We start from the raw sequence: 22,991 nt of genomic DNA, 5'->3' as shown, positions 1-22,991 counted from the left end.
TAGGAGCGGCCTTGCGTCGCGAAAGGGCCGCGCAGCGGCCCCCGGTTTCAGCGCCACCACAAATATTGCCGGGGCCGCTGCGCAGCCCTTTCGCGACGCAAGGCCGCTCCTACAGAGGCCAATTCAGATGGCCAATACAGAGGCTTAGTGCCGCGGCTCCAGGTCCCCCGAATACAGCTCATCCCCGGACTCTTCCGACCCCGCGATCTTGTGTTCTTCCGCCGCCCAGGCCCCCAGGTCGATCAGCTTGCAGCGATCAGAGCAAAACGGCCGGCACGTGCTTTTCTCGTTCCATTCCACAGGTGCGCCACAGGTAGGGCAGTCGACGGTCAATGGCTGGCTCATGGCTGGCCTCCTCGTAAAGTCAGGTAAAAATGATGCAGACGGTCGATCTGCTCGTGCAACGCGGCAAGGTCGCGGTCATTGACCACCACATCGTCGGCATGGCGCAGCCGCTCTTCACGTGCCAGCTGCGCATTGAGAATGGCCTGCACCTGCTCCGGGCTGGTGTTGTCCCGCTGCAGCGTACGTTCCATCTGCAACGCCTGCGGCGCATCGATCACCAGCACGCGCTGGGTCTTGCGATACTGGCCAGACTCGATCAGCAAGGGTGACACATACACGGCATAAGGCGATTCGGCCTTGGCCAGGTAGCTGAAAATCTCCTGCCCGATCAGCGGGTGCAGCAACGCCTCCAGCCACTGGCGCTGCGCCGGGTCGGCGAAAATCAGCTGGCGCAAGGCCGCGCGGTCGAGTTGGCCATCGTCCAGCAGCACGCCAGGGCCGAAGCGCTCGACAATGCTGGCCAGCGCCGGTCGCCCAGGCTCGACCACCCAGCGCGCCGCCTGGTCGGCATCGACCAGGTGCACGCCAAGCTCGACGAAGCGCTCGGCGGCGGCACTCTTGCCGCTGCCGATTCCGCCGGTCAGGCCCAGAATCCAAGGGGTGAAAGCTGCAGTGGTCATCAGAATCCAAGCAGTTGCATGTAAGAGGCGTATATTTCATCACCCCAGAGCACGGCAATCCACCCCGCAATTGCCAGATAGGGCCCAAATGGCATGGCCGTACCCATGGAATGCTTGCGCACCCGCAGCAGGTACACCCCAACCAGCGCCCCAAGCACCGACGACAGCAACAAGGTCAGCGGCAGCACCTGCCAGCCACCCCAGGCGCCGAGCAGCGCCAACAGCTTGAAGTCGCCATAGCCCATGCCTTCCTTGCCGGTAACCAGCTTGAACAACCAGTACACCGTCCACAGGCTGAGGTACCCGACCACCGCGCCGCATACGGCATCGGGCAAGGGCACCCATACCCCGAAGTAATTGACGATCAGCCCAAGCCACAGCCCCGGCAGCACGATGGCATCGGGCAGCAGTTGTTGGTCATGGTCGATCAAGCTCAGAGCCAGCAAGCTCCAGGTCAGCGGCAGCAGCACCAGTGCCTCGACGCTGGCCCCGTAGCGCCAGGCCACCACCATCGACAGCAGCGCACAACCCACCTCGACCAACGGGTAACGCACGCTGATGCGCTGTTTGCAGGCCGAGCAGCGCCCGCGCAACGCCAGGTAGCTGAGCACCGGGAGGTTTTCCCACGCCCGTATCCGGTGCCCGCATTGCGTGCACTGCGAGGCCGGCAGGCACAGGTCGAAGCGCTCGTGCTCGGTCACCGGCAGCCCCAGCACTTCGTGTGCCTCACGCTGCCATTGGCGCTCCAGCATGATCGGCAGGCGGTACACCACAACGTTGAGAAAACTGCCCACCAACAGGCCGAGCACGGTCGCCAGGGTGATGAAGTAAGCCGGCTCCATCGCCAGGAAGGTCCATAAAGTCATGTTCAGATCAAGCTACCCAGCTGGAAGATCGGCAGGTACATCGCCACCACCAGGCCGCCAACCAGCAGGCCCAGGACCAGCACGATGGCCGGCTCCAGCAGGCTGGTCAACTGGTCCAGCGCCTGGCTGACCTGTTCCTCGTAGTGGCTGGCGGCTTTTTCCAGCATCTGGTCCAGCGTGCCACTGGACTCACCGATGGCCACCAGCTGCACCAGCAGCGGCGGGAACAGCGGTTCGGCCGCCATCGCCTGGTTCAGCCCCTGCCCATTGGCCATGCCTTGGCGCAAGCGCTGGATCGCCTGTTGATGCAGCTCGCCACCACTGGCCTTGGCCACCGTCCCCAAGGCATCCAGCAGCGGCACCCCAGCGGCATAAGACGTTGCCAGGCTGCGCGCAAAACGCGCCAGCGCCGCCTGCCCCAGCAGCTTGCCGAACACCGGCAGGCCCAACACCCGCTGAGTTATCCACAAGCGCGCCGGCCTGTGCTTGCGGTAAAGCTCGCGCGCAGCCACCGCCAACAGCACCGCACTTACCAGCAACACCGGTGCATGACGCCCCAGCCCTGTGGACAAGTCGATCACCCACTGGGTAAAGGCCGGCAGTGCCGCATCAAACCCCGCGAACAGGCTCTGAAACTGCGGGATCACCTCCAGTAACAAAACCGCCGAAACGCCCAACCCGGTCAGCAACAACAGCAGCGGGTAGATCATCGCCTTGCGCAACTTCTTGTGCAGGGCCAAGCGCTGTTCCAGCATGCCCGCCAACTGCTCCAACTGCCGGTCGAGCGTGCCGGACTGCTCACCCACCCGCACCAGGTTGCAGTACAACGTATCGAACCACCCCGGGTGGCGCTGCAACGCATCCGCCAGCCCCAGCCCCGATGCCACATCCTGTTTCAATCGAGCCAGCAACGCCGCCTGCGCCGCATCACAGCCACTGCGCCCCATCACCTCGAACGCCTGCAGCAGCGGCACCCCGGCTTTCAGCAAAGTCGCCAGCTGCCGGCTGAAACCCGCCGGGTCGGTTTTCTCCCGCCGCTTCGGCCAACGCCACGCCCGCCCAGCAGGCCGCAAACGCGCCACCAGAATGCCCTGGCGCAGCAACCCGGCGCGCACATAAGCCGGGCTGCGCCCAGCCATTTGCCCACTGACGGCCAGGCCATCAGCGTTGGTGCCCTGCCAGGCGTAAAGACGTATCGAAGGGTTCATGCAAAGGTCCTTTTTTGCCCGCACGACAAGCCTCGAAACAGCTTGCCGTGTCCATGAGAGGGCGTGCTTCCCTGATGCTCACTAGAGTAGTTCAGCGAAGATGACGCCCAGGCGGGCAGGGGTGACAAAAGGTGTCTGTTCAGGCCTACTGCGCCGCTGCCAGCCTGGGGCCGAGAGTGACCCCAATGTGTATGCGTATCAAACAAGGAAAACGTTCATGAAAGGGCAACGCGGTATCACCCTGATCGAACTGATGATCGTTGTCGCGATCATCGGCATTCTGGCGACCATCGCCATACCGATGTACACCAACCACCAGTCCCGCACCAAGGCCGCAGCCGGGTTGCTGGAGATTTCAGCGCTGAAGACAGCCATGGACCTGCGCTTGAATGAAGGCAAGGATGTGGCGGATGTAGGCGCGCTGGGTGGGCAACCGGCGACAGCGCATTGCGCGATTACCGCCAGCGGCAACGCAGCTGCCGGCACCGGGAGCATTGTGTGCACACTGGTGGATGCACCGGCCACCGTGGTTGGCAAAGCCCTGACCCTGACCCGCTCGGCTACTGGGTGGGGCTGCACCACCAACATCGAGGAAGACCTCGCGCCGAGTGGTTGCAAAGGGGCTTGAGGGCAGGGCAATAAACGAGGGGAAACAGGGGTTTGCGTAACGGGTGCGGCAGTGGTACGTTGCGCTACACGCCGGTGTAGCTCAGTCGGTAGAGCAGCGCACTCGTAACGCGAAGGTCGCAGGTTCGATTCCTGTCTCCGGCACCAGAGACCAGTTTCCAGAAGTCTATGACTGTCTACTAAACACCCAGAAAAGCCCGCCTAGTGCGGGCTTTGCTGTTTCTGTCTGTCTCGTTTTGTCTCTGGGCATCTACGCGATTTAGGGATATGGTTAGGGATATCTCGGTTCGACAAGGAAGCGTATCCCTATGGCGCGCACAGTGGTGCCTCTCACCGATCCCAAATGTGATGCGGCCAAGCCACGGGAGAAGGACTACAAGCTGTTCGATGGTAAAGGCCTCTACCTGCTAGTGAAGCCGTCAGGGGTCAAGACCTGGCGTATGAAGTACACCAAACCTGATGGCCGTGATGGTTTAGCTACGTTTGGCAACTATCCGGCGCTCGGATTGAAAGCGGCCAGGGAGCGACGCGCTCAGGCGCTTGAGCTTCTTGCTGTTGGGAAAGACCCCATCGAGCAGGCTCGCTTGGACAAACAGGAAGCGGTAAACGCCCGGTCGAATACCTTCCGTTTGCTTGCACAGGAATGGCATGCGGCCTGCGCTCGTAAGTGGACACCTGGTCATGCCTCCACCGTTTGGCGACGCATTGAATCCCACCTGTTGCCCACTCTCGGTGATCGTCCGGTCGCGGAACTGAAAACACGGGATCTACTTGTTCCGCTGAAAGCGGCAGAAAAGCGGGATACCTTGGATACGGCTGCACGCCTACGCCAGTACATGACGGGCATCCTCCGCATGGCGGTTCAGCATGGCCATCTGGATTTCAATCCTGCGATCGATCTGCAAGGCGCCACGGCTACCCGCAAAACAGCGCACCGGCCTGCATTGTCATTCGAGCGCTTACCTGAGCTTCTCCAGCGGATAGATGCCGACAGCGGGCGCGGCCTGACCAAGCTCGCGGTGCAACTGACCTTGCTGGTGTTTATACGCTCCAGTGAGCTCCGGTTCGCTCGCTGGGGGGAGATCGACATGGGAAGGTTGATGTGGGAAATACCTGGTGAGCGCGCGCCTATCGAGGGAGTAAAGAACTCCCATCGTGGTTCGAAGATGAGCACGCCACACTTGGTACCGCTCAGCCGCCAATCAGTTGGTGTCTTGGAGCGAATCCGCGATCTCACCGGCCGATTCGACTTGGTATTTGCAGGCGATCACCATCACTGGAAACCCATGAGCGAAAACACCGTCAACAAGGCCCTTCGACGCATGGGGTATGACACGAAGTCAGAGGTGTGCGGCCACGGTTTCAGGACAATGGCTTGTTCAGCACTCGTTGAGTCGGGGCTGTGGAGTAAAGACGCCGTCGAACGACAGATGAGCCATCAGGAGCGAAACACGGTGCGCGCAGCGTATATCCACAAAGCAGAACACATTCAGGAGCGAAGGCTCATGGTGCAGTGGTGGGCAGATTATTTGGACGCCAATCGAGTGGAAGCGATCACCCCGTACGACTTTGCCAACCGAGCGAGCGACGTTTGAGATTTCAAGAAACGCATGAGGCATCGGGCCCCAGCGATGCGTTACGGTCGTCAGTGCTCGTGGATCACAGCCACCAATCGGGGTGTTTCATGTGTAACTCGTGTTTCGGGGGCGGTGGAGCCGTTGAAAATCCTAGCCTCCGGATTGGAAACACATTGCCGGTCCATGCGGACAAGCGGGTGTATCAACGCTATATGGTGTTTCGCACCATTGTTGCCTCTCGGCCCTGTCGGCAACTTAGCGATCATCTAACGCGCAGGCTCCGTTTTCGATCAAGGGGGCGTGGGGTGTGATCTGGTCCGAAAATGAGGTGGAGAAATTCACGTTCGAGCTTGCGAATACTGATATCAGTAGCCTGCTCGATGAGATCCATTTGATGGAGGATGCCGTAGCGGAAGCTGCACTTTTCCCTGCGTTTCGTGAGCACTTTCGCCAGGCATTCGATGTGATAAACGAGGCAGCTTCATATTGGCTCGAAGAAGGCTTGGGGTATTCCAGCCAGGCAAGGCGGATAATCAATGAGACGTTCAGGCAGCGAGATCTCATTTACGAGCGATTGTGCTACGCACAGTCGTTTTCGCTGCCGGATGTAGTGCGTGAGGTGATAGGTCAAGTCGAAGCTATTCCCAGCTCTCGTATGGCCGCGAGCTATGCCTTCGCGCAAGCGCTGGACGCTGTCCAGGAGCTGGCTGATTGGCTGCTGAATGTTGAGCTCAACGTGTACGACATCAACCCTGACTTAGCCGAATACCTAAGGCTGAATGATGCCGAGTTTTTCCATACCTTGGTTGAGCGTCAACGTCGTACTCAACCCGGCAGGGAAGCTGAGGTGAGGGAGACTTTTGCCCAGTGGGTAGCTGAGTCAGAAAAGGTGTTGATGCTTGCTGACCTTTATCGCGAGTCTGAAGTCGCGTTGAGCTCTGGGACGCTTCAGCCAGGTAGTTTTTTTCCAAAGATGATCGACAAAATCTACACCGTGAAAAACTCTGAAAGGGCTCGCTTGGCAGGCAAGGGAAACAGTCGGCCAGGTACTGCTACTCAAGATGGAAAGGCGAAGAAAAGGGAGCTCACCCGGGCCGCCGTTGAGCGTATTAAGAAGGCCCATCCTAAAATTGAGCCTAAGGCGCTGCTGTCCATGCTAGTCGGTATAGAGGGACTCGGGACGCGGGACACGATTAGGGAAAATCTCAGAGAGCTGGGAGAGTACGGTCCTAGGAAAAAAAGAAAAACGAGCGGACCGTGTTGATTCGTTTTTGAGTTTTTAGTCTGTGCCTGTCTCTGTAGATATAGGCACGACTATGACCACTTTCTCCGCAGCAACCTCCCTCCATTCTGGGCGCGACCCACAGACCACTCTGATACGCATCACGGAAGTGATGGCCATCGTAGGGTTGGCCCGCCCCACGATCTACAAGCTGATGCAGCAGGCCGAGAGTGGCTTCCCGCTGCCCGTGAAACTGAGCAACAGCACCGCCCGGGGCGCCCCGGTAGCTTGGGTTCTTTCCGAGGTTCAAGCATGGACGCGCAGCCGCATTCAGGCTCGTGATCGGGTGGCAGCATGAGTATGCGCCGCTATCACTTCACTGGCCCATTCCATGATCCATATGGTGCAGCGTTCTGCCTCTACAAGCCTGGGGATATCAATTGGCGGCACCGCATCATTGCTGGCGTGAGTTGGAACGGCCAATCCCAAGAGGCGTTCTTTTTCAACCCAGATGGCCTAGTCATTCCACTCCGCGCTAATCCTTGGGAGATGCCCGCCTTCATGCGAAAGCATGAGGTCCGTCGCGAGTTCTCCACCATTCACGGTGATGGGCCCTTCGCGATGGATAAACAGCGCCGCTCGTGCCTCACATCGTGCCAGCTGGCCGAATGGGTTACCTACTGGTTCACCGATGAGAGCTATCCCTATTCGAACGATCCAGAGGTTTGGAACGTTTGGGTAGCGAATGACCTGGTGCAAGAGCAAGTCACCAGCGAACAAAGCCATGCGCTCGGACGAGACCAGACAGATCTGGATACCTTCGTGGCTGAGTGCGTTGCAAACCGTGGAGAGTGGCTCACAGAAGAGTACCGCCGCCGGTGCAAGGAAGACGCAAGGATCTTCGCCTGGCTGAAAGGCGAAGCGCACCCACTGACATCCGGCAACTGACAGCACCGGCCTCACTGCTCAAACGAAAACGCCCCCGGCTGCAACCGGAGGCGTTAGAGGTACATTCGTATGCCCCCTCAATCTATGACGTCGTGCGTGATCGCGCAAGCCTCGCGTATTGCTCTTATCAAACCGAGCCGCTATGCTGCTCCCGTCGCTGCAAATTCAGTGACCGGGTTTGGCGACCCGAGAAACAATAGGCGCACAGGCGCCCCCATATCGATTGCTGGCGCTTTTTTTGTGCCCGCATGTCTGCATTATGGCGGCTGTGCGTGGGAGACCTTCGGGTCTGCCGGGTTCCTATTGTCCCGGTTCGCCAACCCGCGTACAGCTGCCACCCTTAATCGTTTGGCGACGATCCGTGGCAGCTCCTCAACAATAGGAGCTTCACATGCACGCCCTCAATCCGTCCAAAATTCGCGCCGCTGCACACCGGGCAATGGCTCTCGCCGCTCTACACGCAAATTCCAGCCTTGCTACCCGCCTCGCACGCTACAACCGTCATATGAGCATTGCTCGCTCCCTGGAAACCGTCGGGGGTGCGCAATGAAATCACCTGCATCCGAGGGGCTTGAGGGGCGTCTCCCCGAAGACCTTCTATCCGTTTGCGCCACCAATGCTGTGGGTGTGCCAATTGATGCCATCACTGCGGCTTGTTCCCGCGTCGACGCCGTTTTGCACTTGCTCATGGCACAGTTCAATTCCGGTCCGGACGTTGAGAGGTTGTCTGACTCAGTAATAGCGAATGTTATTTGGGACGTCCAAGGGACAGTGGGACTGATTCGGTCGCTGGCTTTGCACGGCGACAAGTCCACGTACCAGCTGGTGCATGGAGCGGGCAAATGAGCAAGCGCCCCAGCTTTTCCGAAGTCAAACACGCCTCCCTCAAGTCAATCGACCAAGTCCTTTCTAACTGGTTGCCAGGCGGTAAACGGGTAGATGGCGGTAAGGAGTACACCGCACCGAACCCCACCCGGAATGACAAGCACGCAGGTTCTCTGAAAATCAGCCTGACTAAGGGCACGTGGGCTGACTTTGCCACGGGCGACAAAGGCGGAGACTTGATCGACCTGGTGGGTTATCTCGAAAGCTGCTCTGACGTTGATGCATGCCAGAAGCTGGTGGAGTTTCTGCGTATTGATCCAAGCGCGGCTATCGCTACTCAACCGGCGAAAAAGTCCGCCGTTTCTGAGTGGCAGGCAGTACTGCCGATTCCCGCTGAAGCGATGGCGAAATGTCCAAGCAAGCATCGACAGCACGGCGCTCCATCGAAAGCTTGGTGTTACCGCAACGGGCAAGGCGAGCCCTTGATGGTTCTCTATCGCTTCGATGTCGCCGGCAGTCAAGATGAACCCACCAAGAAGGTATTTGCGCCGCTCACCTGGTGCGTGCGTGGCGCGCAAGGGCCGGCTCAATGGCGCTGGCAGGGGCTAGCTGAGCCACGCCCTCTGCTACGCATGGATAATCTGAGTAAACAGCCAGACGCCCCGGTGATTCTGTGTGAAGGCGAGAAGGCCGCTGATGCAGCCCAGGCACTTTTGCCCACACACGTGGCCACCTGTTGGCCGAACGGATCCAACTCTTGGCATAAGGCGGACTTCACACCGTTGCAGGGTCGTAGGGTGCTGATGTGGCCGGACAACGATGACAGCGGTACCAAGTGTATGCAGGCGGTGGCTGCCAAGCTGGCGGAAATGGGCTGTGAGGTACGCACCATCGATCTATCAGTGTTCAAGCGCAAGCCCGTGCTCAAGGGTGAAACTCCGGGTTTTGCCAAAGGCGGGCGCTGGAGCGACGGAGATGATGCCGCCGATGCATTGGAAAAGGGCTGGACTGCCTCACATATCGCATTGCTTGCTGAGAGCGGTGAGCTGTTCGGCGGCTCGAATCAAAGCTCTCCACTGGCTGTCGAGGTCGCTGATGCAAAGCCAAGCAAAGCGGCGAAAGCTAAGACCCGCCCCAGCCGGGAAACTCTCCCGACGGGCTTCCGCCTGACAGAAGACGGTGTGTTCTACGCCACCGAAGATGGTGACGCTCGCCCTGTGTGTTCACCACTTGAAATTCTTGCGCGCACTCGCGACGAAAAGGGACACAACTGGGGTCTACTCGTCGAGTTCGATGACCCCGACGGTGAAAAGAAGCGCTGGAACATCCCGGCCAGGACCATGACAGGCGACTTCGGAAAAGACGTGTTGGGTCCGTTGGTCGACATGGGGCTGCGCCTAGCAGGTTCTAGGTCAGGCCGGCATGCGCGCAATGACCTGCAGAGTTACCTGCAGGGTTTCGACAGCTCACAGCGGGCACGATTGGTTACCCGCTTAGGCTGGCACAACAACGCATTCCTGTTGCCTGATCGCCAGATCGGTCAGCATGGTGAGCACCTGCACTTTTATGACGCTGGCGCTCAGCTCCCGCCAATCAACGAGGCGGGAACTCTAGAGCAGTGGCAGAGCCAGATCGGCGCCTTGTGTGTTGGTAACCATCGCTTGGCGTTTGTAGTCAGCACTGCCTTTGCCGGCCCTTTGCTTCATCTTCTTGGCCACGAGTCAGGTGGCTTCCACCTGTATGGCGATAGCTCGGGCGGCAAGACCACGCATCTGCAAGTAGCCGCGTCGGTTTACGGCGGACCACGGCTGGTGCGTTCCTGGCGATCAACCGATAACGCCTTGGAGTCGATAGCGGCGGCGCACTCCGATGGACTGTTGATCCTTGACGAAATCGGCATGTGTGATGCTCGAATTATCGGCGAGACCGTCTACATGCTGGGTAACGGCACCGGCAAAGCCCGGGCGAATGATCGAGGACAAGCAGGTCGTTCCGTACAGGAGTGGCGCCTGCTGTTCCTTTCGACCGGCGAGAAGACGCTGGCGCAGCACATGGCTGAGGCCAACAAGGAGCTCAAGGCCGGCATGGAGGTGCGCATGCTGGCGGTGCCGGCGAACGCTAGTAAAGGATTGGGCATGTTCGACACCCTTTGCGGGTTCGAGGATGCAGCGGCGCTTTCGGACGCTCTCAAGCTGCGAGTGAGTAAGTTCTACGGTACACCGCTGACGGCTTTCCTGGAGGCAGTGTGCACGCCCGGTAAGCTGCCGGGTTGGATCAGTATTTTACGCCGCACGGTCGAGCAGTTCATTGCGCAGAACTTACCAGCTTCAGCGAGTGGTCAGGTGCAGCGTGCGGCAATGCGGTTCGGCTTGGCTGGTGCTGCTGGCGAGCTGGCCACCGCCTTGGGCGTGACCGGATGGGCGGATGGCGTTGCGCTGACAGCGGCCCGCGTTTGCCTGCATGCCTGGCTGGCGGAGCGCGGCGGAGCTGGAAACATGGAAGGTGAAGCCATTATGGCGCGCCTGCGCCAGGTCATCGAGCGTTTCGGCGAGAGCCGGTTCACGCGGTGGGAATCCATCGCCGCCAAGACTGATGAGCATGGCCCACGAACGATAGACCGTTTGGGGTTCCGCAAAACCATGGAACACGGCGTGGGCGACACCATGCACACCACGATCACTTACTACGTACTCCCCGAGGCATGGCGATCAGAGGTGTTCCGGGGAATGAACATCACAGCCGTGAATCGCGAGTTGATAGAGCGAGGCGTTCTACAGAGCGGCAAGGACGGAAAGGCGTCTTGCACTGTGCGACTGCCTGGCATGGGGATGCAGCGCTGCTATGTGGTGCTGAGTGAGCCAAACCCCGAAGCGCCTTTGGCTGAGGCTGCGGCTGCCTGATAGCAGCCCTTGCACATGAGGCATACGCCGGCACGCCCGGCCTCGCCAGCCGCTCAACTCACACATCAACTTTATGGATGACAGATCAATGAAAAGCCTTGAAAAACTGAATGCCGAGCGCAGCCACCACCAAACAGAGCTCCAGGAGTTAGAAGGGCAAATCGCTCAATGGGAAGTGCACTTGAGTGACTCAAGCTTCGCAGCGACCTCAGCCGGCGATGACCTTCTTGTCCGCCTGCGAGAGGCAAAGTCAAAAGTCGGCGATATCGAATACAAGATCTCCGCCATTGACCAGGACATCGCATGGTACGACCGGAAAGCCAACAGCTCCGCGCTAATGGCAGAATACAAAGAAACCATGGAAAGCTGGTCAGCCGACAAAATTGATCTCGAAGGAAAGCGAAAAGCCCTCTCCAGGCGGTTGGCAGAAACGAAGAGCCAGTCCGAGAAGGTAATTGCTGATGCCCGCCAGTCCGAGGAACAGGCTGCGCGCGCCTACGCTCAAGCAGTGGCATGGAGCGACATTGAGGGTGAGAAGAAAGCAGCCGATGATGCGCAGAAGGCGGCGAAGACACTGAGCTCAGCGATGGAGCACCAGCGTCGACAAGCCTTGATCATCACTGCGATGGAGCAAGAAATCGAGACCATTGATGCGCACATTGAGGAGGCAGTTCAGAACATTCTTAAAGCGGAGCGCTCAGCAGTTTTGTTGGTTAAAGAGCGCCTTGAAGAACAGTGGGATGTATCGGCGAAGCAACTTTTGGACGTAGGGGCACAGCTGTATGCAGCGAAATGCTACATGGGGCACGAACAGATGGCATTCCTGGGTTTCAAAGTAGGTAGTCAGACAGAAGGATTTACCAATTGGGACGCTCAAGACATCGCGAAACTGAGCAGAAGCTACTCTCCTTCACAGATCATCGACATTAAAATCACAGGGGCCGCGCAAGTCGATAGCGCGGCTTGATAAGGTGCCGGGCGTATAACGGCGATAGATTATAATATGCTCGGCACCCACCTATTTCCCAATGCAAGCGAATAGAGTTTTCGATATGAAAGCAAAAGAAAAGAAAGAAAAGACATTGAATGAAGCCCTCCGGGAGCGGAGGCTCCATTTGATAGAAATCAACAATCTAGCTATTGGAGATTACAAGACCTTTTCCAAGGTGCAGCTGTTATCAATTGAATCGAACAACGCCATGATCGAATGCATTGAAACGCAACTTGAGAGAGGACCCTAAGCGCCTAGCCCCCCCCGGTTTATGAGGTGCACAGGATAGGCACTAAGATGATAGTTTTTATATTTTTATCATCGTTAAGCCTGCTTTACCACTAGCCAAATAAAAACCGCCTGTCTAGTGTATTGTTAATGGTTGATCTTGGAAATTGCCCGGCTAATTTGGTACGAACTCAATGAGAAATTCTACAGTAAATTTTCACTAAGCCGACCCAAGCTCAGGCAGATATCCACTAGCACCGGCCTCTTTTCTGGAAGCGAGGAGGTCGTCGTGGAGCGATATCCATGGTTAAAATTTGAGAGTTACTAGCTCTGGAACTCCGCATCAGTTGTTCGTTCGCAAGATTACCGCGAGCAGGCAAAGTGGATGCCGTAGTTGATGATCCGTTGGGCTGACTGACCACAACGCTGTTGGGTGTAACCGTCAAGTGCCTAGAACTCCTTATCCCCTGCATGGTTCCATACCTGCCTGGGCATCCTGCACTTGGGCAAACAGCACAGAGGCTGAAATCCGATTGCTATCAAAAGCTAGCACTTGGTGCGTGCAGCTAAAAATCCTCGAGTCGGCACTGTATCAAACGCTGGAATCACTGCGACTGACCTAGCAAAACGTTTCGCTGCTGCCCGACGAATGCATCAACCTGCGCGGCCTCAATTAATAACCACTGATCCGAGAATGAAGCTTCAAAGTTCTGGCGACCTGGACAAGCTGAAAGACCTGCGCTTGTGCGGTATGTTCAACGTCCTGGGCTAGCAAAGTGTGGCGTCCGACATAAATGATCTGAGCTCCGAGGAATGCCATGCCCTATTGCGAGCTGACTGGGCTGAAAACGCAAGCCCAATGTCCCGCACCAAAGCCGCCCGACTGCGCCACAACGCTTTTGTTTAAAACATCGCTTACCGCAAGATTCGCTCACCGGAGAAGGCTGAGCCTCCAACTGGGCACCGGCCAATGGCTTCGCGGTGGCCAGAATTTTATCATCGGCAGTTCCGCCGGCGAGGGCAAAACTTGGCTCGCCTGCGTGCTAGATCAGAACGCCTGCTGAGACCGATATAATGTGCGATATTTGCACTTCCAGCATGTGTGTAGAACTAGGGCTAGCTTAGGGCTATAAGCGCCTCACCAAACTGGTGGCCAGCTATGCCAACGTTGACCAGCTATTCCTATACGACTGGCGCTTGGCATCGTTTACCGCCGCACAAATATCAGCGCTGCCGGTACGTATGGCGCATAGGTGAAGACATCCTGCGCAAAATATAGCGTGCCCCAGAGGCGATGGCGGTACAGCTCAAGAGAATGCCCTATCTGACAGAGCACTAAACGAATGTCCGCTTCCTGATTGACTGCACCTTGGCCGGCGTCCAACTGCCGCCACAGCCATCTTAGGGTCTATATCAGCCGTTGCAAATTTTCCGCTATCGACCCAGACTGTGTGAAAAACCAAATGGTTCTTTGAAAGCACGAGCGAGCGTGAAACTTATAGAAGCTCGGATACTTAGTAGCCCAGAACTCGCGTAGAAGCGCTGAGCGCTGAGCCCTTTCTAACCGGTCTGGTCGCGCCGGAGGGTGTCACAGAACCTGCATCATAAGCGGTCATTCCAAGTAGGAAAACGAAGCTGTACCCATACCATCTGTGTGCTAATGTGTGCACACTTGAATCGAGAGAGCAGGACCAATAGTATCAATCGCCTGAAAAGCTGGTAATGCCTCTCTAGTAGAGGATGCAAACAGTAGATTGAAAGTCGCAGGATCTGAGTGGCAGGGACGCTAAGCCTCTCGCGATCTATAATCAACTTACAGCGCGTCACGCTTTTAATAAAGGACTAGTTTAAGTAATAATGTCGCAGCTCATCGAATCAGCCATCCAAAAATCTGTCGCTCGTTTGGATCAATACATTGAGGTCCATCGAAGCCATCCCGAAGTAAGCTTCGTTGAACACGTCAAACAGCGGCGCAAAGATAAAATCACCCATGCCAGCTCATTCAAACTAATTTATCTAGACACACTCGCCTGGAAGTGTTTAGCCGATTTTCGACAGGGCAAGCCCACCTTGACGGTAGCAATGAAAGAGTTTGGAGCTAGCATTGAGCAAGCCGCTCAAACGGGGAAATTCGCGTTCCCTATCGGCGTCCCGACCTATTTTGAACTAGCATCAATGGTTGATCCAGTCACTCAAGGAGTGCTAAGGATACTAGTTGATCAGCTTTCCCAAGGGCTTTGTATCACCTCCTACCATGACCGAGTAGGCTCTGAATTGGAGATGCTCCGAAAATTAAACCATAGTGAAACAGGAGACTTGGAAGGTTTTTTCTGCAGCCCTATCGAGATGATCGGAATACCGACTATCTCATTACCAGCCTACGTTCAGGGTTTTGTTGATCAAATCACATTCAACAAGGCTTTTTTTGATGCTCAATATGAAATCCCCTTTTCCATCCAACTGGAAATCGCCAGCAGTACGCCAGGTGCACAATGGGATAATTCGCGTGGGATTGCCAACCTCAATGATGGCAAGATTAGGCATCAATCCGAAGTGACAAATTTAAACATGGGTATTTTTCTTGAGCTTAAAGGTGGAATCGAAGCCTGGTTTATTAATGAGAACAAACCCTTGGATCATAAGCAAATCACTTTAGATACACTAAAAGCTATGAGCCTCTGGAAGCAAGAACCTACTTCGCAAGCACTGCCGACATTGCGTATTCTTAGCTCGCTGTATGGCTTGATGCGATTTGACCCGAACCGCCGTTACAAGAATGGAGATCCAAACGACTTCATGGTAGCGGCATCCGCTCTACCCGTTGCCCATGCGCTTTTTACGGACAGGAAATTTGCAACCCTCTTATCCGACAAGCGAATTGGATTGGACAGATTTCTGTCCTGCACCGTGGTGAGTGGCTTCGAAGAAATGGCTAAATACCTCAAAGAAAACATGTAGTCAAATAGAGGCGTCAACCCATTTTCACTCACATCATGATCTACGCACCCAGCAATGATTCATGTTGCTTAGAGTTGAAATACGACAGATTAGTTTGTTGCACGATTTCTGCGTCTTACCCACAGCTGCCTCCAAAAAAGCAGCTGTTGGTAAACAGATTCGCTCGCCCCCCCCCGACAGCTTCCGGCCATCGGCGAACGCTGTGTAGAAAGTTACGGCGCATCACCATGCTTGATTTTTACTCAATTCAATTCTTTCAAGCTCGACCAGTTCCTTTAAAGACTCTAATTCTTTTGACAGATTGGCGTGATCTTTAGTCGCAGCATACTCTATGAAATTTATTTTTAGCGACTCACTCAGTACGAATTTAACCTCCGAACAGAAATTTTTGGATGCGGTTACAAAATAATGGCTCTGCCCATAAGGGTGTCTGTATCTGTAGTTTTCTAATAACGACCTAATATCAGGATCGCTAACACCACAACCTATAAAAACGAAGGTATGAGTGCGAAGGAGTGCGTCTAAAAGCTCATAGAACTGAACATGTGAGTTTCGAGCCTTGGCATAATCGGTTCTCGTAAAAATCAGTTTATTGGGTGACGAAATAGTTCCGTGACTTTTTATCAAAACCCTTTCGTGCCTGCGCAAACAATCTGCAATATCATCATCATCATATGTTTTTGTTGTCAGTGCCCCCGCCCCACGTTCTCCTGCTGCAGTTTCGTAAATACTGTCAAAATTTGGCGTAATTGCAATACGCAGGTCCAAATTGAAAAGTGTCTTATGTATCGGAGCTGCCTTAAAATCCGGCGTATGGAATCGAGCTTTCACTAAGTTGGTAAACTTCTCCCGTTTTATTTCGTTTCGTATCACCTCGGCAGCAGTTAGGTAGTCTCCAGATTTAATGAGCAAGTTAATTTCTTTTACTATTTTTTTTCCTGAAGCACCTATTTGGCTCGCGGCTTCCATTAGGAAACTTGCCCAGCTGGGAGGCCTTACGCCACCATTTCCTACAGAGTTCATAGATACGCCAGCGCCAAAAAAAAGCACACAGCGCCTACAAGCAATCGAATGAACTAATTCGTTAGGCCAAATTGACATATTAAATAACTTCATCCATGTTTTTAGTTAAGCTGGCAGCAATATCGGAAATAACCTTTTCAAATTGCTTCACTTTATCGAAATGCGCACCAACGACTCCGTCCGCGGACTTTAACATGAAGATTGGCTTTGTCGATGTTTGGGCCATGGGAACTAGGCTACTAAAGTAAGGAATCTCCCCAAGCTTGTACTCTAGAACCTTTCCTTGGTTAATTTTTTCTATCAGGCTCTTCTTGATTGCAGGTCCGATGCGTTTGATTATTTTTTCATAGGCATCAACGGGTTGCTTTTTTCCCGCAACAGTTTTAGCAGTGTACTGTTGAGTGACGTATCCAAGAAATTTAATCCCCTGAGGATTCCGTTGATGCAAACCATCAAACAGAAAATCCTCATTATTATCTTCTTTATAACTAGTAAGCCCACGCTCCAAACCTTTTGTCCAACTGGTTATCGCAACCTCAATATTCTGAAGGCCACGCAAACTAAAGATGTCCGATGACATAGGAAGAATAAAATAGTCGCACGATAAAAGAACGGTTCTATTAATCGCGCCAAGAGAAGGACCTATGTCAAAAAAGACATAATCATACTTTTTCTTAGAAGCCCACTCGAGTAGTGCCCTAAAAAGAAAAGTTGTCTTTAATCCTCGCTCTTGCCCGCTGGTAGCATCCACCCAATCTTTAGCCAAAAAATCTTCCGCCAAAGAAAATCTAGGGTCTCCGGGCACAACATCGACACCAAAAGACTCACTTCTTTTAATTGGTATCTCAGAGTAGCCTTTCGATTTTTTTAGTGAAGTCACCAATTGATTAATCGTTTCCCCATCCTTAGATGAAGCGTATAGATCATCAAGAACTTTTTCTTTGAACATATATGCCGTAGCATTGCACTGTGGGTCGGCGTCAACCACAAGGACCTTCTTGCCACTCCTTAAAGAATAATGGGCAGCCAAATTACAAAGCAGAGTGGTTTTGCCAACTCCGCCTTTGTTGTTGAAAACACAAAAAGCTTTCATGCTACATCCCTTAATAAATAACCTGTTCAAAAAAGACTTCTACGCTCGTAAAAAATTCCTAACTTTTGAGATCCAGTTCTTGTCATGGATTACTCTTGAGTGCTCGTGCCCACCATTTATAATCTCTTCTTTCGACAAAGATGAAAGCTCTTCCCACGCATCGCCAAATATATATGTAGCATTATTTAGATGTCTGCTTTCTAAAAAATAGATTCTTTTTGATGTAAAGCCATAAACAAAATACCCCGAGTACCCGCTACGGCCTGTTGCTATAAAGTCTGGCTCGTACTTTGAAATTTCTCGCATTCTATGCTCAATCACACCTTTCTCAGATTGGCTAAGTTTCACCAAGTAAGGGGCTACAATTTCAGAAACTTTACTCCAAGGATATTTACCTTTGGGCAACACTTCCCACTGAAGCTGGCGCGTTGGTACGCTCGATATCTTTAGCTTAGACAAGTCGAATATTTCAAACTCACCGAAATACTCAAGCAACAGATTAGCTAGATGGATTAGCGAATCTGGATCACTCGTTAAATCTAATTGGCGTGTGGTGACGTACATTACGCCGTCAATTTCTTTAAGCGATAACCTTTCAGAAGGCGGAGATATAAAGTCTGTGGGGTAGACGTCCATAGTGCGATGTTGAATTCCATCATGCTCTCTTCCATGCCAGTCTTTCCACGTACGATACTGCGGTATCGCTTTTTTTATTAGCGGGAGATCTTTCCGTTTTATTTCCTTGCCACTGACATTAAAACTTGATGTTTTCCCAACATCTGAAGCGAGTATTGAATCCCCATCATTCTGGAGGAAGTGAATACCAATTTCCTTTTGTCGTTCTGGTGCTACGACATCTAATTGAGCTACAAACAAAACGTGATTTGCGCCCTTTGCCTCAGCTATCAAGCGTGCTATGCCTTTAATCGACTGTCCCTTGATCATTGCTCCTCCTGGTGAGTGATATCGCTCAACAACCAAGATAGCATCCTGACATCATCCTTAAAACCCCGTCCACACGAGGATCCCCGGGCATAGGCAAATATCGTTTCGACTTGGACGAGCGTCCGCTTCTGACCGATGACTCTCCCTCACGAACAGTAGCTATGGGTAGATGCTGCATAGCGGTTCCCGGGTGCAACGCTGGCAAACCATTGGCCTCGGCGCACAACGGGTGCCGACTTGATCAACCTCGATCAGTTGATTCTACGAGAATCGCAAAGCAACGCTTCGACCTAATTTTCCCTCACAGCTTGGAACTGTCGTTCTGCAATTCTGCGATCTGACGCAGTCGCTCGATTTCTGCAATAGGGCAGCTAAAAACTAGCGACTCATTCCACATCCTCAACACGCCCACAGCGCCAGTGTTGATGGTGTGGGACTAGTGTTAGTGACAGCGCGTCAACGAAAGACTAAAGGTTGCGTACAGGCTTAACAAGATGAAAATCAATGACACCTTGGTCGAGCGAATATCTCCCTAAGCGCAAATGTTTACCTCATACACTAGGAAAGCTAGCAGCATCCGTTTCATCAGTTTGCCGAATCGCCTCAAGCGCTTGCCAAATCAGTGGCTCGCAAGCCTCGACTACTCCAATGAGGGTGCGCTTCACCATAGAGGTGCTCCGATCCGTTGATGGCACATCATAGAAAGCTAGGATCGAGCGATGAGCGCATTGAGGACGTGTTACGGTCCATTCCGACACTTTGCTATCCCTACGCCCACCGCCCGAGTACCAATATGAGGCACCACCGGGCGTCGTCCGCGTTACTTGATTGTCTGTCAGCACACGGTGCGGCTGCGTAACACCGTTACACGTTACGCCGAGCTGTTACACGCGAATGATAGCAAACCGATAACCGAAAAATATTCATATAAATCAATGACTTGATTCGAACGAAACACCTGCTACACCTGAAACTTCATCCGAGCCCAACTATGTGTCATCCCCCGCCCAGCCACTAGCAGTACCTCCAGCGAGAACCGGTTCCGGACGCTTGGTGCTGGGCTCTGTTTCCAAGGTGACCGGGGGACCCTGAGAAGAACGCTGGTATACGGGACTGGGAACCCGCGGTTCTTTGTTAGCGGGAGGATGGCCAGCTTAGTGAACTGGTAAACAAGGTGAGCCAGGGTGAATTGTGCATTTTTCAGCACACTTGGAAGGATCCTTGCGATTGCTGCAATGATATGCGCTCTGACTGAAGGGGGCACCAGATGGCTTCAAGAAAATTGGACGGCTACAAAGGACGATTGAATTGCTCACAGCTCGCCGCTGGCATGACGGCAGCGCGAGCCAATGCCGCCAGACTCGCCAAGGACGCACGCCTTCTACTGGGGGCAGAGAGCTTTGCTTCTGCGGCTTCATTGGCTGCGCTTTCGATTGAGGAAGCGGCGAAGATATCTATCCTCCGAGGGATGGCACTGGAGCTGGAAGACAGTGCGATCAAGGCAGAATGGAAGCACTACCGCTCTCATACGAGCAAAAACAGCCACTGGACCTTTCCGGCCTTGGTAGCTGATGGCGCAAGATCGTTGGAAGATTTTCGTCCCCTTTACGACAATGCATCAGACCACCCATATCTCCTAGACCAGGTGAAGCAGTTAGGCTTTTACACCGACTGTCTTGGGCAAAAAGCGAACTGGTCGATCCCTGACCAGGTGATTGACTCGGAACTGGCTACAAGCCTAGTGGACACAGCAGAGCTTCTTAGCCAAGGGGCGCCAGTGACAGAGCGTGAACTTGAGCTGTGGGTTCTACACCTTGGGCCTGTGTGGAAGAAGGGTATGGAGGCTGTGAAGGCGGCGCTTGCAGCCTGGTACCGCGTCATGCAGGAAGAAGGGCTCATTGCGAAAGGCCCCAACAGCATGGCTGCTTTCTTAGCGGGTGGCCTGCACCCGTGTGAAAGCGGCGGAAGCTGAGGTGACTTGAGCTTTAGGGATACGTTTAGGGATACGTTCTCTTCTATGAAAGACCGAAGGTCAATATTTACGGGGTGCGATAGCTTTCATTCGATTCCTGTCTCCGCACCACATTCAGATTGGCCAATGGCGATTTTTCGCTTGTTGGCCCTGCTAAAAAGCCCGCCTTGTGCGGGTTTTTTTGTGGCTGTTTTTACGCTGTTGATCTGCGTGCTTTTGACTTGAGAGGGCGCGGTTTTCCACTTAGCGTTACAGACTTTTCTAGATAGTGGGTATCTGTTGATTCGGTTTGGACCAATGTTCACGGGGGCAAAGCCGATTTTTTTCTAGATAACGTTTTTTCCGTTTAGAGATAATTTTGAGATGACCCAGTTTTCTCACTACGACCTGCTGCTGAGTTATTCCGCAGACTGAGGTTGGAGGGAAACACCCCAGTCCAAGTGTCCTAGCTGGGAGCAGTGTTGTACGAATTGGCAATGGCGGAGTAGAGCGTCTCGACCACTGTGGTTGAGGTCAAACGTCTTTTGTTCTGTAGGCCAGCGGCGAAGGCTGTGATAATGGAAGGCAATGACAAAGGCCATGCCATGCTGACCATCTCGAATAACGTGCATCTGCCAGATGCCGACATCGAACTGACATACATCCGCGCGCAAGGCGCAGGCGGGCAGAATGTCAACAAGGTGTCCAGCGCCGTGCACCTGCGCTTCGACATTCCCGCCTCGTCGCTGCCCGAGTTTTACAAGGAGCGGCTGCTGGCGCTGCGTGACAGTCGCATCACCGGTGACGGCGTGTTGATCATCAAAGCCCAGCAGTACCGCACCCAGGAGCAGAACCGCGCTGACGCACTGGCGCGTCTTGCCGAGTTGATCATCACTGCCGGCAAGACCGAGAAGAAACGCCGCCCCACCAAACCGACCCTTGGCTCGAAGACCCGCCGCCTCGAAGGAAAAGCCAGGCGCAGCACTGTCAAGGCGGGGCGGGGTAAGGTGGAGTTCTAACGTGGTGTTTCAGAAATACCAATGAAAATTACTTGCCCAAGGCCCGTGCTGCACGGGCGACTGAGGCCAGAATGTCCTCGACTTTGTATGCCACCGAAATGGCTTCGGTGCCTGGCTGGTGCGCGTCACCGCTTGACCTACTCACCCATCGCTTACCGATTCAAAACTCACGCGCGAAACTGGAGTGCGTATGCAAGGAGCTGCTTGTTCAGTTCATCTCGGTTCTCGCCATAGTGCGCTTCTCGATGGCAATTCGGGCAGAGCGCTACGCAGTTGTAGAATCGATCCGACAGTTCGGCACCTAGCATGTGGTGCACGTCTAAGAAACCAGGGAACGTCCGACTCTCAGTGCATCTCTCACATCGGTACTGAGCTCGTTGTAGTACAGCCATTCGTACCTTAGGGTCTCGCTTCACGTGAGACCGAACGGTGCTCACCCTCTCCCCAAGGTCACGCCCTAAAGCCGAATAGTCCGGCGCCGGGCAATCGTCATATGTGTCCTCAAAACCAGCCGGTTTCGGATCGGACGCAACCAGCTTGGCGAGATCAACAACCCTTGGCCATTGCCACAGCACATCAGCGACCTGGTGGGTATCCGGCAACCGATCATCTATCACCGAAAAAATCACGGTTGGCGCGAGCAGTTGGAGCCAGCTATCAACGGCAACGCCTTCGATGCTTGCGCAATAGTGGTAGTAAGAGTTAGATTCCTACTGTCGAGACCACTAGGCTCGATGTTTGGCCAGTCAGAACAAATCGGCTGGTACCGTGTGGAGCTCACCAGAGATCAGCGGACTTCCTTAATTTATTTAGGAGGCCGCCGTGGCCACGCGACTCAAAACCCTCGTCAAATCTCGATCTATAGCCTTCGAACGCCAAGAAGGGCGCTGCTGTTATTGCGACTATCCAATGTGGCGCGATGCTGTTGAGCGTTTTGCCCTTATACACAAAATCACCGTCAAACAAGCCAGCAAGCTTCGATGTACAGCGGAGCATCTGACCGCTCGGCAGGATGGTGGTAAGGACACAGCTAGCAATATTGCTGCGGCTTGTGTGACGTGTAATTTACGTCGGCATAGGCGCGCATTTGTACCAGAGCCTGAGGCTTACAGGGCATTGGTCCAAGCGCGCATCAGCCGGAGAAAGTGGCATTCGTTAGGTGTTCTCGGTACCGCTTAAGTACGTAGCGATAACTGGTACTCAGAATCGAAGTTTTCGAACGCGAGCAACCCCACAATGCTCGGCGACTTTTCACACAACCCCAAACCTTGCAATACCAAGCCCACACAGATAACTTGCTCAAGTCGCGGCCCATTCCGCGACCGGGTTTGGCGACCCGTACGAAAAGGCGCAACGGCGCCCCGATCACGATTGCAGGCGCTTTTTTTGCGTCCGCAGTTTCGTGTAATGGCGGCTGTGCGTGGGAGACCTTCGGGTCTGCCGGGTTCCTTTTCCTCGGTTCGCCAACCCGCGTACAGCTGCCACCCTAACCGTTTGGCGACGGTCAGCGTGGTGCATCAACCGAAAAGGACCTCATGCATGCTCACCTTAAATCCATCAAGGATCCTCGCATTCGTTCTCCGCCGCCGCCCCGCGCCGGCCCGCACCCCCCACCGTTTCTACCCCATCGACACCCATTCCTGCG

20 protein-coding genes and 1 tRNA gene are annotated in these 22,991 nt (G+C 54.3%); 13 read left to right on the top strand and 8 right to left on the bottom strand.

Annotated features, from left to right (window positions below; all coding sequences use genetic code 11):
- Window positions 1–144: 144 nt before the first annotated feature.
- From yacG to PC358_RS17510, 4 genes are read right to left on the bottom strand one after another with little or no spacing between them, the layout of a single operon-like run.
- A complete protein-coding gene (gene yacG, locus PC358_RS17525; protein WP_033701430.1) occupies window positions 145–345 on the bottom strand; it encodes a DNA gyrase inhibitor YacG in 201 nt (66 codons plus the stop codon).
- A complete protein-coding gene (gene coaE / locus PC358_RS17520) occupies window positions 342–965 on the bottom strand; it encodes a dephospho-CoA kinase (protein ID WP_033701427.1) in 624 nt (207 codons plus the stop codon). The genes yacG and coaE overlap by 4 nt, the downstream gene beginning before the upstream one ends.
- Window positions 965–1,831 carry a prepilin peptidase gene (locus tag PC358_RS17515; RefSeq protein ID WP_033701425.1) on the bottom strand — a complete coding sequence of 289 codons (867 nt, stop codon included), beginning with the start codon at window positions 1,829–1,831 and terminating at the stop codon, window positions 965–967. Before PC358_RS17515 ends, coaE begins: the two co-directional genes overlap by 1 nt.
- 2 nt (window positions 1,832–1,833) lie before the next feature.
- On the bottom strand, window positions 1,834–3,039 hold the full coding sequence (locus PC358_RS17510; protein ID WP_033701424.1) for a type II secretion system F family protein: 1,206 nt from the start codon (window positions 3,037–3,039) through the stop codon (window positions 1,834–1,836).
- A 217-nt stretch (window positions 3,040–3,256) separates the two neighbouring features.
- On the opposite strand from PC358_RS17510, the gene PC358_RS17505 reads away from it, so the two are divergent.
- From PC358_RS17505 to PC358_RS17455, 10 genes are all read left to right on the top strand, one after another.
- A complete protein-coding gene (locus PC358_RS17505; RefSeq protein ID WP_033701422.1) occupies window positions 3,257–3,667 on the top strand; it encodes a pilin in 411 nt (136 codons plus the stop codon).
- Between the two features lie 70 nt (window positions 3,668–3,737).
- Window positions 3,738–3,813: transfer RNA gene (locus PC358_RS17500), tRNA-Thr, on the top strand.
- 161 nt (window positions 3,814–3,974) lie between these two features.
- Window positions 3,975–5,261 carry a tyrosine-type recombinase/integrase gene (locus PC358_RS17495; protein WP_033701421.1) on the top strand — a complete coding sequence of 429 codons (1,287 nt, stop codon included), beginning with the start codon at window positions 3,975–3,977 and terminating at the stop codon, window positions 5,259–5,261.
- A gap of 289 nt (window positions 5,262–5,550) precedes the next feature.
- Window positions 5,551–6,507 (top strand): hypothetical protein, encoded by a 957-nt coding sequence (locus tag PC358_RS17490; RefSeq protein ID WP_033701418.1) that lies wholly within the window; start codon window positions 5,551–5,553, stop codon window positions 6,505–6,507.
- A 52-nt stretch (window positions 6,508–6,559) separates the two neighbouring features.
- Entirely contained in the window at window positions 6,560–6,823 is a 264-nt protein-coding gene (locus PC358_RS17485; RefSeq protein WP_033701417.1) for a helix-turn-helix transcriptional regulator, read from the top strand.
- A complete protein-coding gene (locus PC358_RS17480; protein WP_033701416.1) occupies window positions 6,820–7,413 on the top strand; it encodes a hypothetical protein in 594 nt (197 codons plus the stop codon). The genes PC358_RS17485 and PC358_RS17480 overlap by 4 nt, the downstream gene beginning before the upstream one ends.
- A gap of 842 nt (window positions 7,414–8,255) precedes the next feature.
- Window positions 8,256–11,138 (top strand): DUF927 domain-containing protein, encoded by a 2,883-nt coding sequence (locus PC358_RS17470; protein WP_033701413.1) that lies wholly within the window; start codon window positions 8,256–8,258, stop codon window positions 11,136–11,138.
- An 88-nt stretch (window positions 11,139–11,226) separates the two neighbouring features.
- Window positions 11,227–12,105: a coiled-coil domain-containing protein gene (locus PC358_RS17465; protein WP_050506136.1), complete on the top strand. Its 879-nt coding sequence runs from the start codon at window positions 11,227–11,229 to the stop codon at window positions 12,103–12,105.
- Between the two features lie 85 nt (window positions 12,106–12,190).
- The gene (locus PC358_RS17460) at window positions 12,191–12,379 is read left to right on the top strand and encodes a hypothetical protein (protein ID WP_033701411.1); all 189 of its coding nucleotides are present in this window, start codon (window positions 12,191–12,193) and stop codon (window positions 12,377–12,379) included.
- Window positions 12,380–14,214: 1,835 nt separating this feature from the next.
- Window positions 14,215–15,315 carry a hypothetical protein gene (locus PC358_RS17455; RefSeq protein ID WP_156056796.1) on the top strand — a complete coding sequence of 367 codons (1,101 nt, stop codon included), beginning with the start codon at window positions 14,215–14,217 and terminating at the stop codon, window positions 15,313–15,315.
- Window positions 15,316–15,537: 222 nt separating this feature from the next.
- Here the strand turns inward: PC358_RS17455 and PC358_RS27280 are convergent, their stop codons facing one another.
- The 3 genes from PC358_RS27280 to PC358_RS27275 form a co-directional block, all read right to left on the bottom strand.
- Complete coding sequence (locus PC358_RS27280; protein ID WP_162181153.1) at window positions 15,538–16,338, bottom strand: SIR2 family protein; 801 nt, start codon at window positions 16,336–16,338, stop codon at window positions 15,538–15,540.
- Between the two features lie 79 nt (window positions 16,339–16,417).
- Window positions 16,418–17,431, bottom strand: a complete 1,014-nt coding sequence (locus tag PC358_RS17450) for a ParA family protein (protein WP_033701410.1) — start codon at window positions 17,429–17,431, stop codon at window positions 16,418–16,420.
- Between the two features lie 39 nt (window positions 17,432–17,470).
- The gene (locus PC358_RS27275) at window positions 17,471–18,376 is read right to left on the bottom strand and encodes a hypothetical protein (RefSeq protein WP_077068634.1); all 906 of its coding nucleotides are present in this window, start codon (window positions 18,374–18,376) and stop codon (window positions 17,471–17,473) included.
- A gap of 1,267 nt (window positions 18,377–19,643) precedes the next feature.
- On the opposite strand from PC358_RS27275, the gene PC358_RS17445 reads away from it, so the two are divergent.
- Together PC358_RS17445 and arfB are read left to right on the top strand one after the other, a co-directional pair.
- The gene (locus PC358_RS17445) at window positions 19,644–20,348 is read left to right on the top strand and encodes an AbiV family abortive infection protein (protein ID WP_033701409.1); all 705 of its coding nucleotides are present in this window, start codon (window positions 19,644–19,646) and stop codon (window positions 20,346–20,348) included.
- 584 nt (window positions 20,349–20,932) lie between these two features.
- Window positions 20,933–21,346 carry an alternative ribosome rescue aminoacyl-tRNA hydrolase ArfB gene (gene arfB / locus PC358_RS17440; protein ID WP_033701529.1) on the top strand — a complete coding sequence of 138 codons (414 nt, stop codon included), beginning with the start codon at window positions 20,933–20,935 and terminating at the stop codon, window positions 21,344–21,346.
- Between the two features lie 167 nt (window positions 21,347–21,513).
- On the opposite strand, the gene PC358_RS28295 is transcribed toward arfB, so the two are convergent.
- The gene (locus PC358_RS28295; protein ID WP_227697289.1) at window positions 21,514–21,738 is read right to left on the bottom strand and encodes an HNH endonuclease signature motif containing protein; all 225 of its coding nucleotides are present in this window, start codon (window positions 21,736–21,738) and stop codon (window positions 21,514–21,516) included.
- A gap of 517 nt (window positions 21,739–22,255) precedes the next feature.
- On the opposite strand from PC358_RS28295, the gene PC358_RS27260 reads away from it, so the two are divergent.
- Window positions 22,256–22,525 carry an HNH endonuclease gene (locus PC358_RS27260; protein ID WP_081874756.1) on the top strand — a complete coding sequence of 90 codons (270 nt, stop codon included), beginning with the start codon at window positions 22,256–22,258 and terminating at the stop codon, window positions 22,523–22,525.
- The last annotated feature ends 466 nt before the right edge of the window (window positions 22,526–22,991 follow it).

The sequence above is a fragment of the Pseudomonas capeferrum genome (assembly GCF_000731675.1).
In the GTDB taxonomy this organism is placed as follows: Bacteria; Pseudomonadota; Gammaproteobacteria; order Pseudomonadales; family Pseudomonadaceae; genus Aquipseudomonas; species Aquipseudomonas capeferrum.
This window is presented reverse-complemented; position numbering and strand designations above follow the sequence as displayed.

Coding starts and splice junctions, on each gene's coding strand:
- yacG (WP_033701430.1), bottom strand. CDS start 345: ATGAGCCAGCCATTGACCGTCGACTGCCCTACCTGTGGCGCACCTGTG.
- coaE (WP_033701427.1), bottom strand. CDS start 965: ATGACCACTGCAGCTTTCACCCCTTGGATTCTGGGCCTGACCGGCGGA.
- PC358_RS17515 (WP_033701425.1), bottom strand. CDS start 1,831: ATGACTTTATGGACCTTCCTGGCGATGGAGCCGGCTTACTTCATCACC.
- PC358_RS17510 (WP_033701424.1), bottom strand. CDS start 3,039: ATGAACCCTTCGATACGTCTTTACGCCTGGCAGGGCACCAACGCTGAT.
- PC358_RS17505 (WP_033701422.1), top strand. CDS start 3,257: ATGAAAGGGCAACGCGGTATCACCCTGATCGAACTGATGATCGTTGTC.
- PC358_RS17495 (WP_033701421.1), top strand. CDS start 3,975: ATGGCGCGCACAGTGGTGCCTCTCACCGATCCCAAATGTGATGCGGCC.
- PC358_RS17485 (WP_033701417.1), top strand. CDS start 6,560: ATGACCACTTTCTCCGCAGCAACCTCCCTCCATTCTGGGCGCGACCCA.
- PC358_RS17480 (WP_033701416.1), top strand. CDS start 6,820: ATGAGTATGCGCCGCTATCACTTCACTGGCCCATTCCATGATCCATAT.
- PC358_RS17470 (WP_033701413.1), top strand. CDS start 8,256: ATGAGCAAGCGCCCCAGCTTTTCCGAAGTCAAACACGCCTCCCTCAAG.
- PC358_RS17465 (WP_050506136.1), top strand. CDS start 11,227: ATGAAAAGCCTTGAAAAACTGAATGCCGAGCGCAGCCACCACCAAACA.
- PC358_RS17460 (WP_033701411.1), top strand. CDS start 12,191: ATGAAAGCAAAAGAAAAGAAAGAAAAGACATTGAATGAAGCCCTCCGG.
- PC358_RS17455 (WP_156056796.1), top strand. CDS start 14,215: ATGTCGCAGCTCATCGAATCAGCCATCCAAAAATCTGTCGCTCGTTTG.
- PC358_RS27280 (WP_162181153.1), bottom strand. CDS start 16,338: ATGAACTCTGTAGGAAATGGTGGCGTAAGGCCTCCCAGCTGGGCAAGT.
- PC358_RS17450 (WP_033701410.1), bottom strand. CDS start 17,431: ATGAAAGCTTTTTGTGTTTTCAACAACAAAGGCGGAGTTGGCAAAACC.
- PC358_RS27275 (WP_077068634.1), bottom strand. CDS start 18,376: ATGATCAAGGGACAGTCGATTAAAGGCATAGCACGCTTGATAGCTGAG.
- PC358_RS17445 (WP_033701409.1), top strand. CDS start 19,644: ATGGCTTCAAGAAAATTGGACGGCTACAAAGGACGATTGAATTGCTCA.
- arfB (WP_033701529.1), top strand. CDS start 20,933: ATGCTGACCATCTCGAATAACGTGCATCTGCCAGATGCCGACATCGAA.
- PC358_RS28295 (WP_227697289.1), bottom strand. CDS start 21,738: ATGGCTGTACTACAACGAGCTCAGTACCGATGTGAGAGATGCACTGAG.
- PC358_RS27260 (WP_081874756.1), top strand. CDS start 22,256: ATGTGGCGCGATGCTGTTGAGCGTTTTGCCCTTATACACAAAATCACC.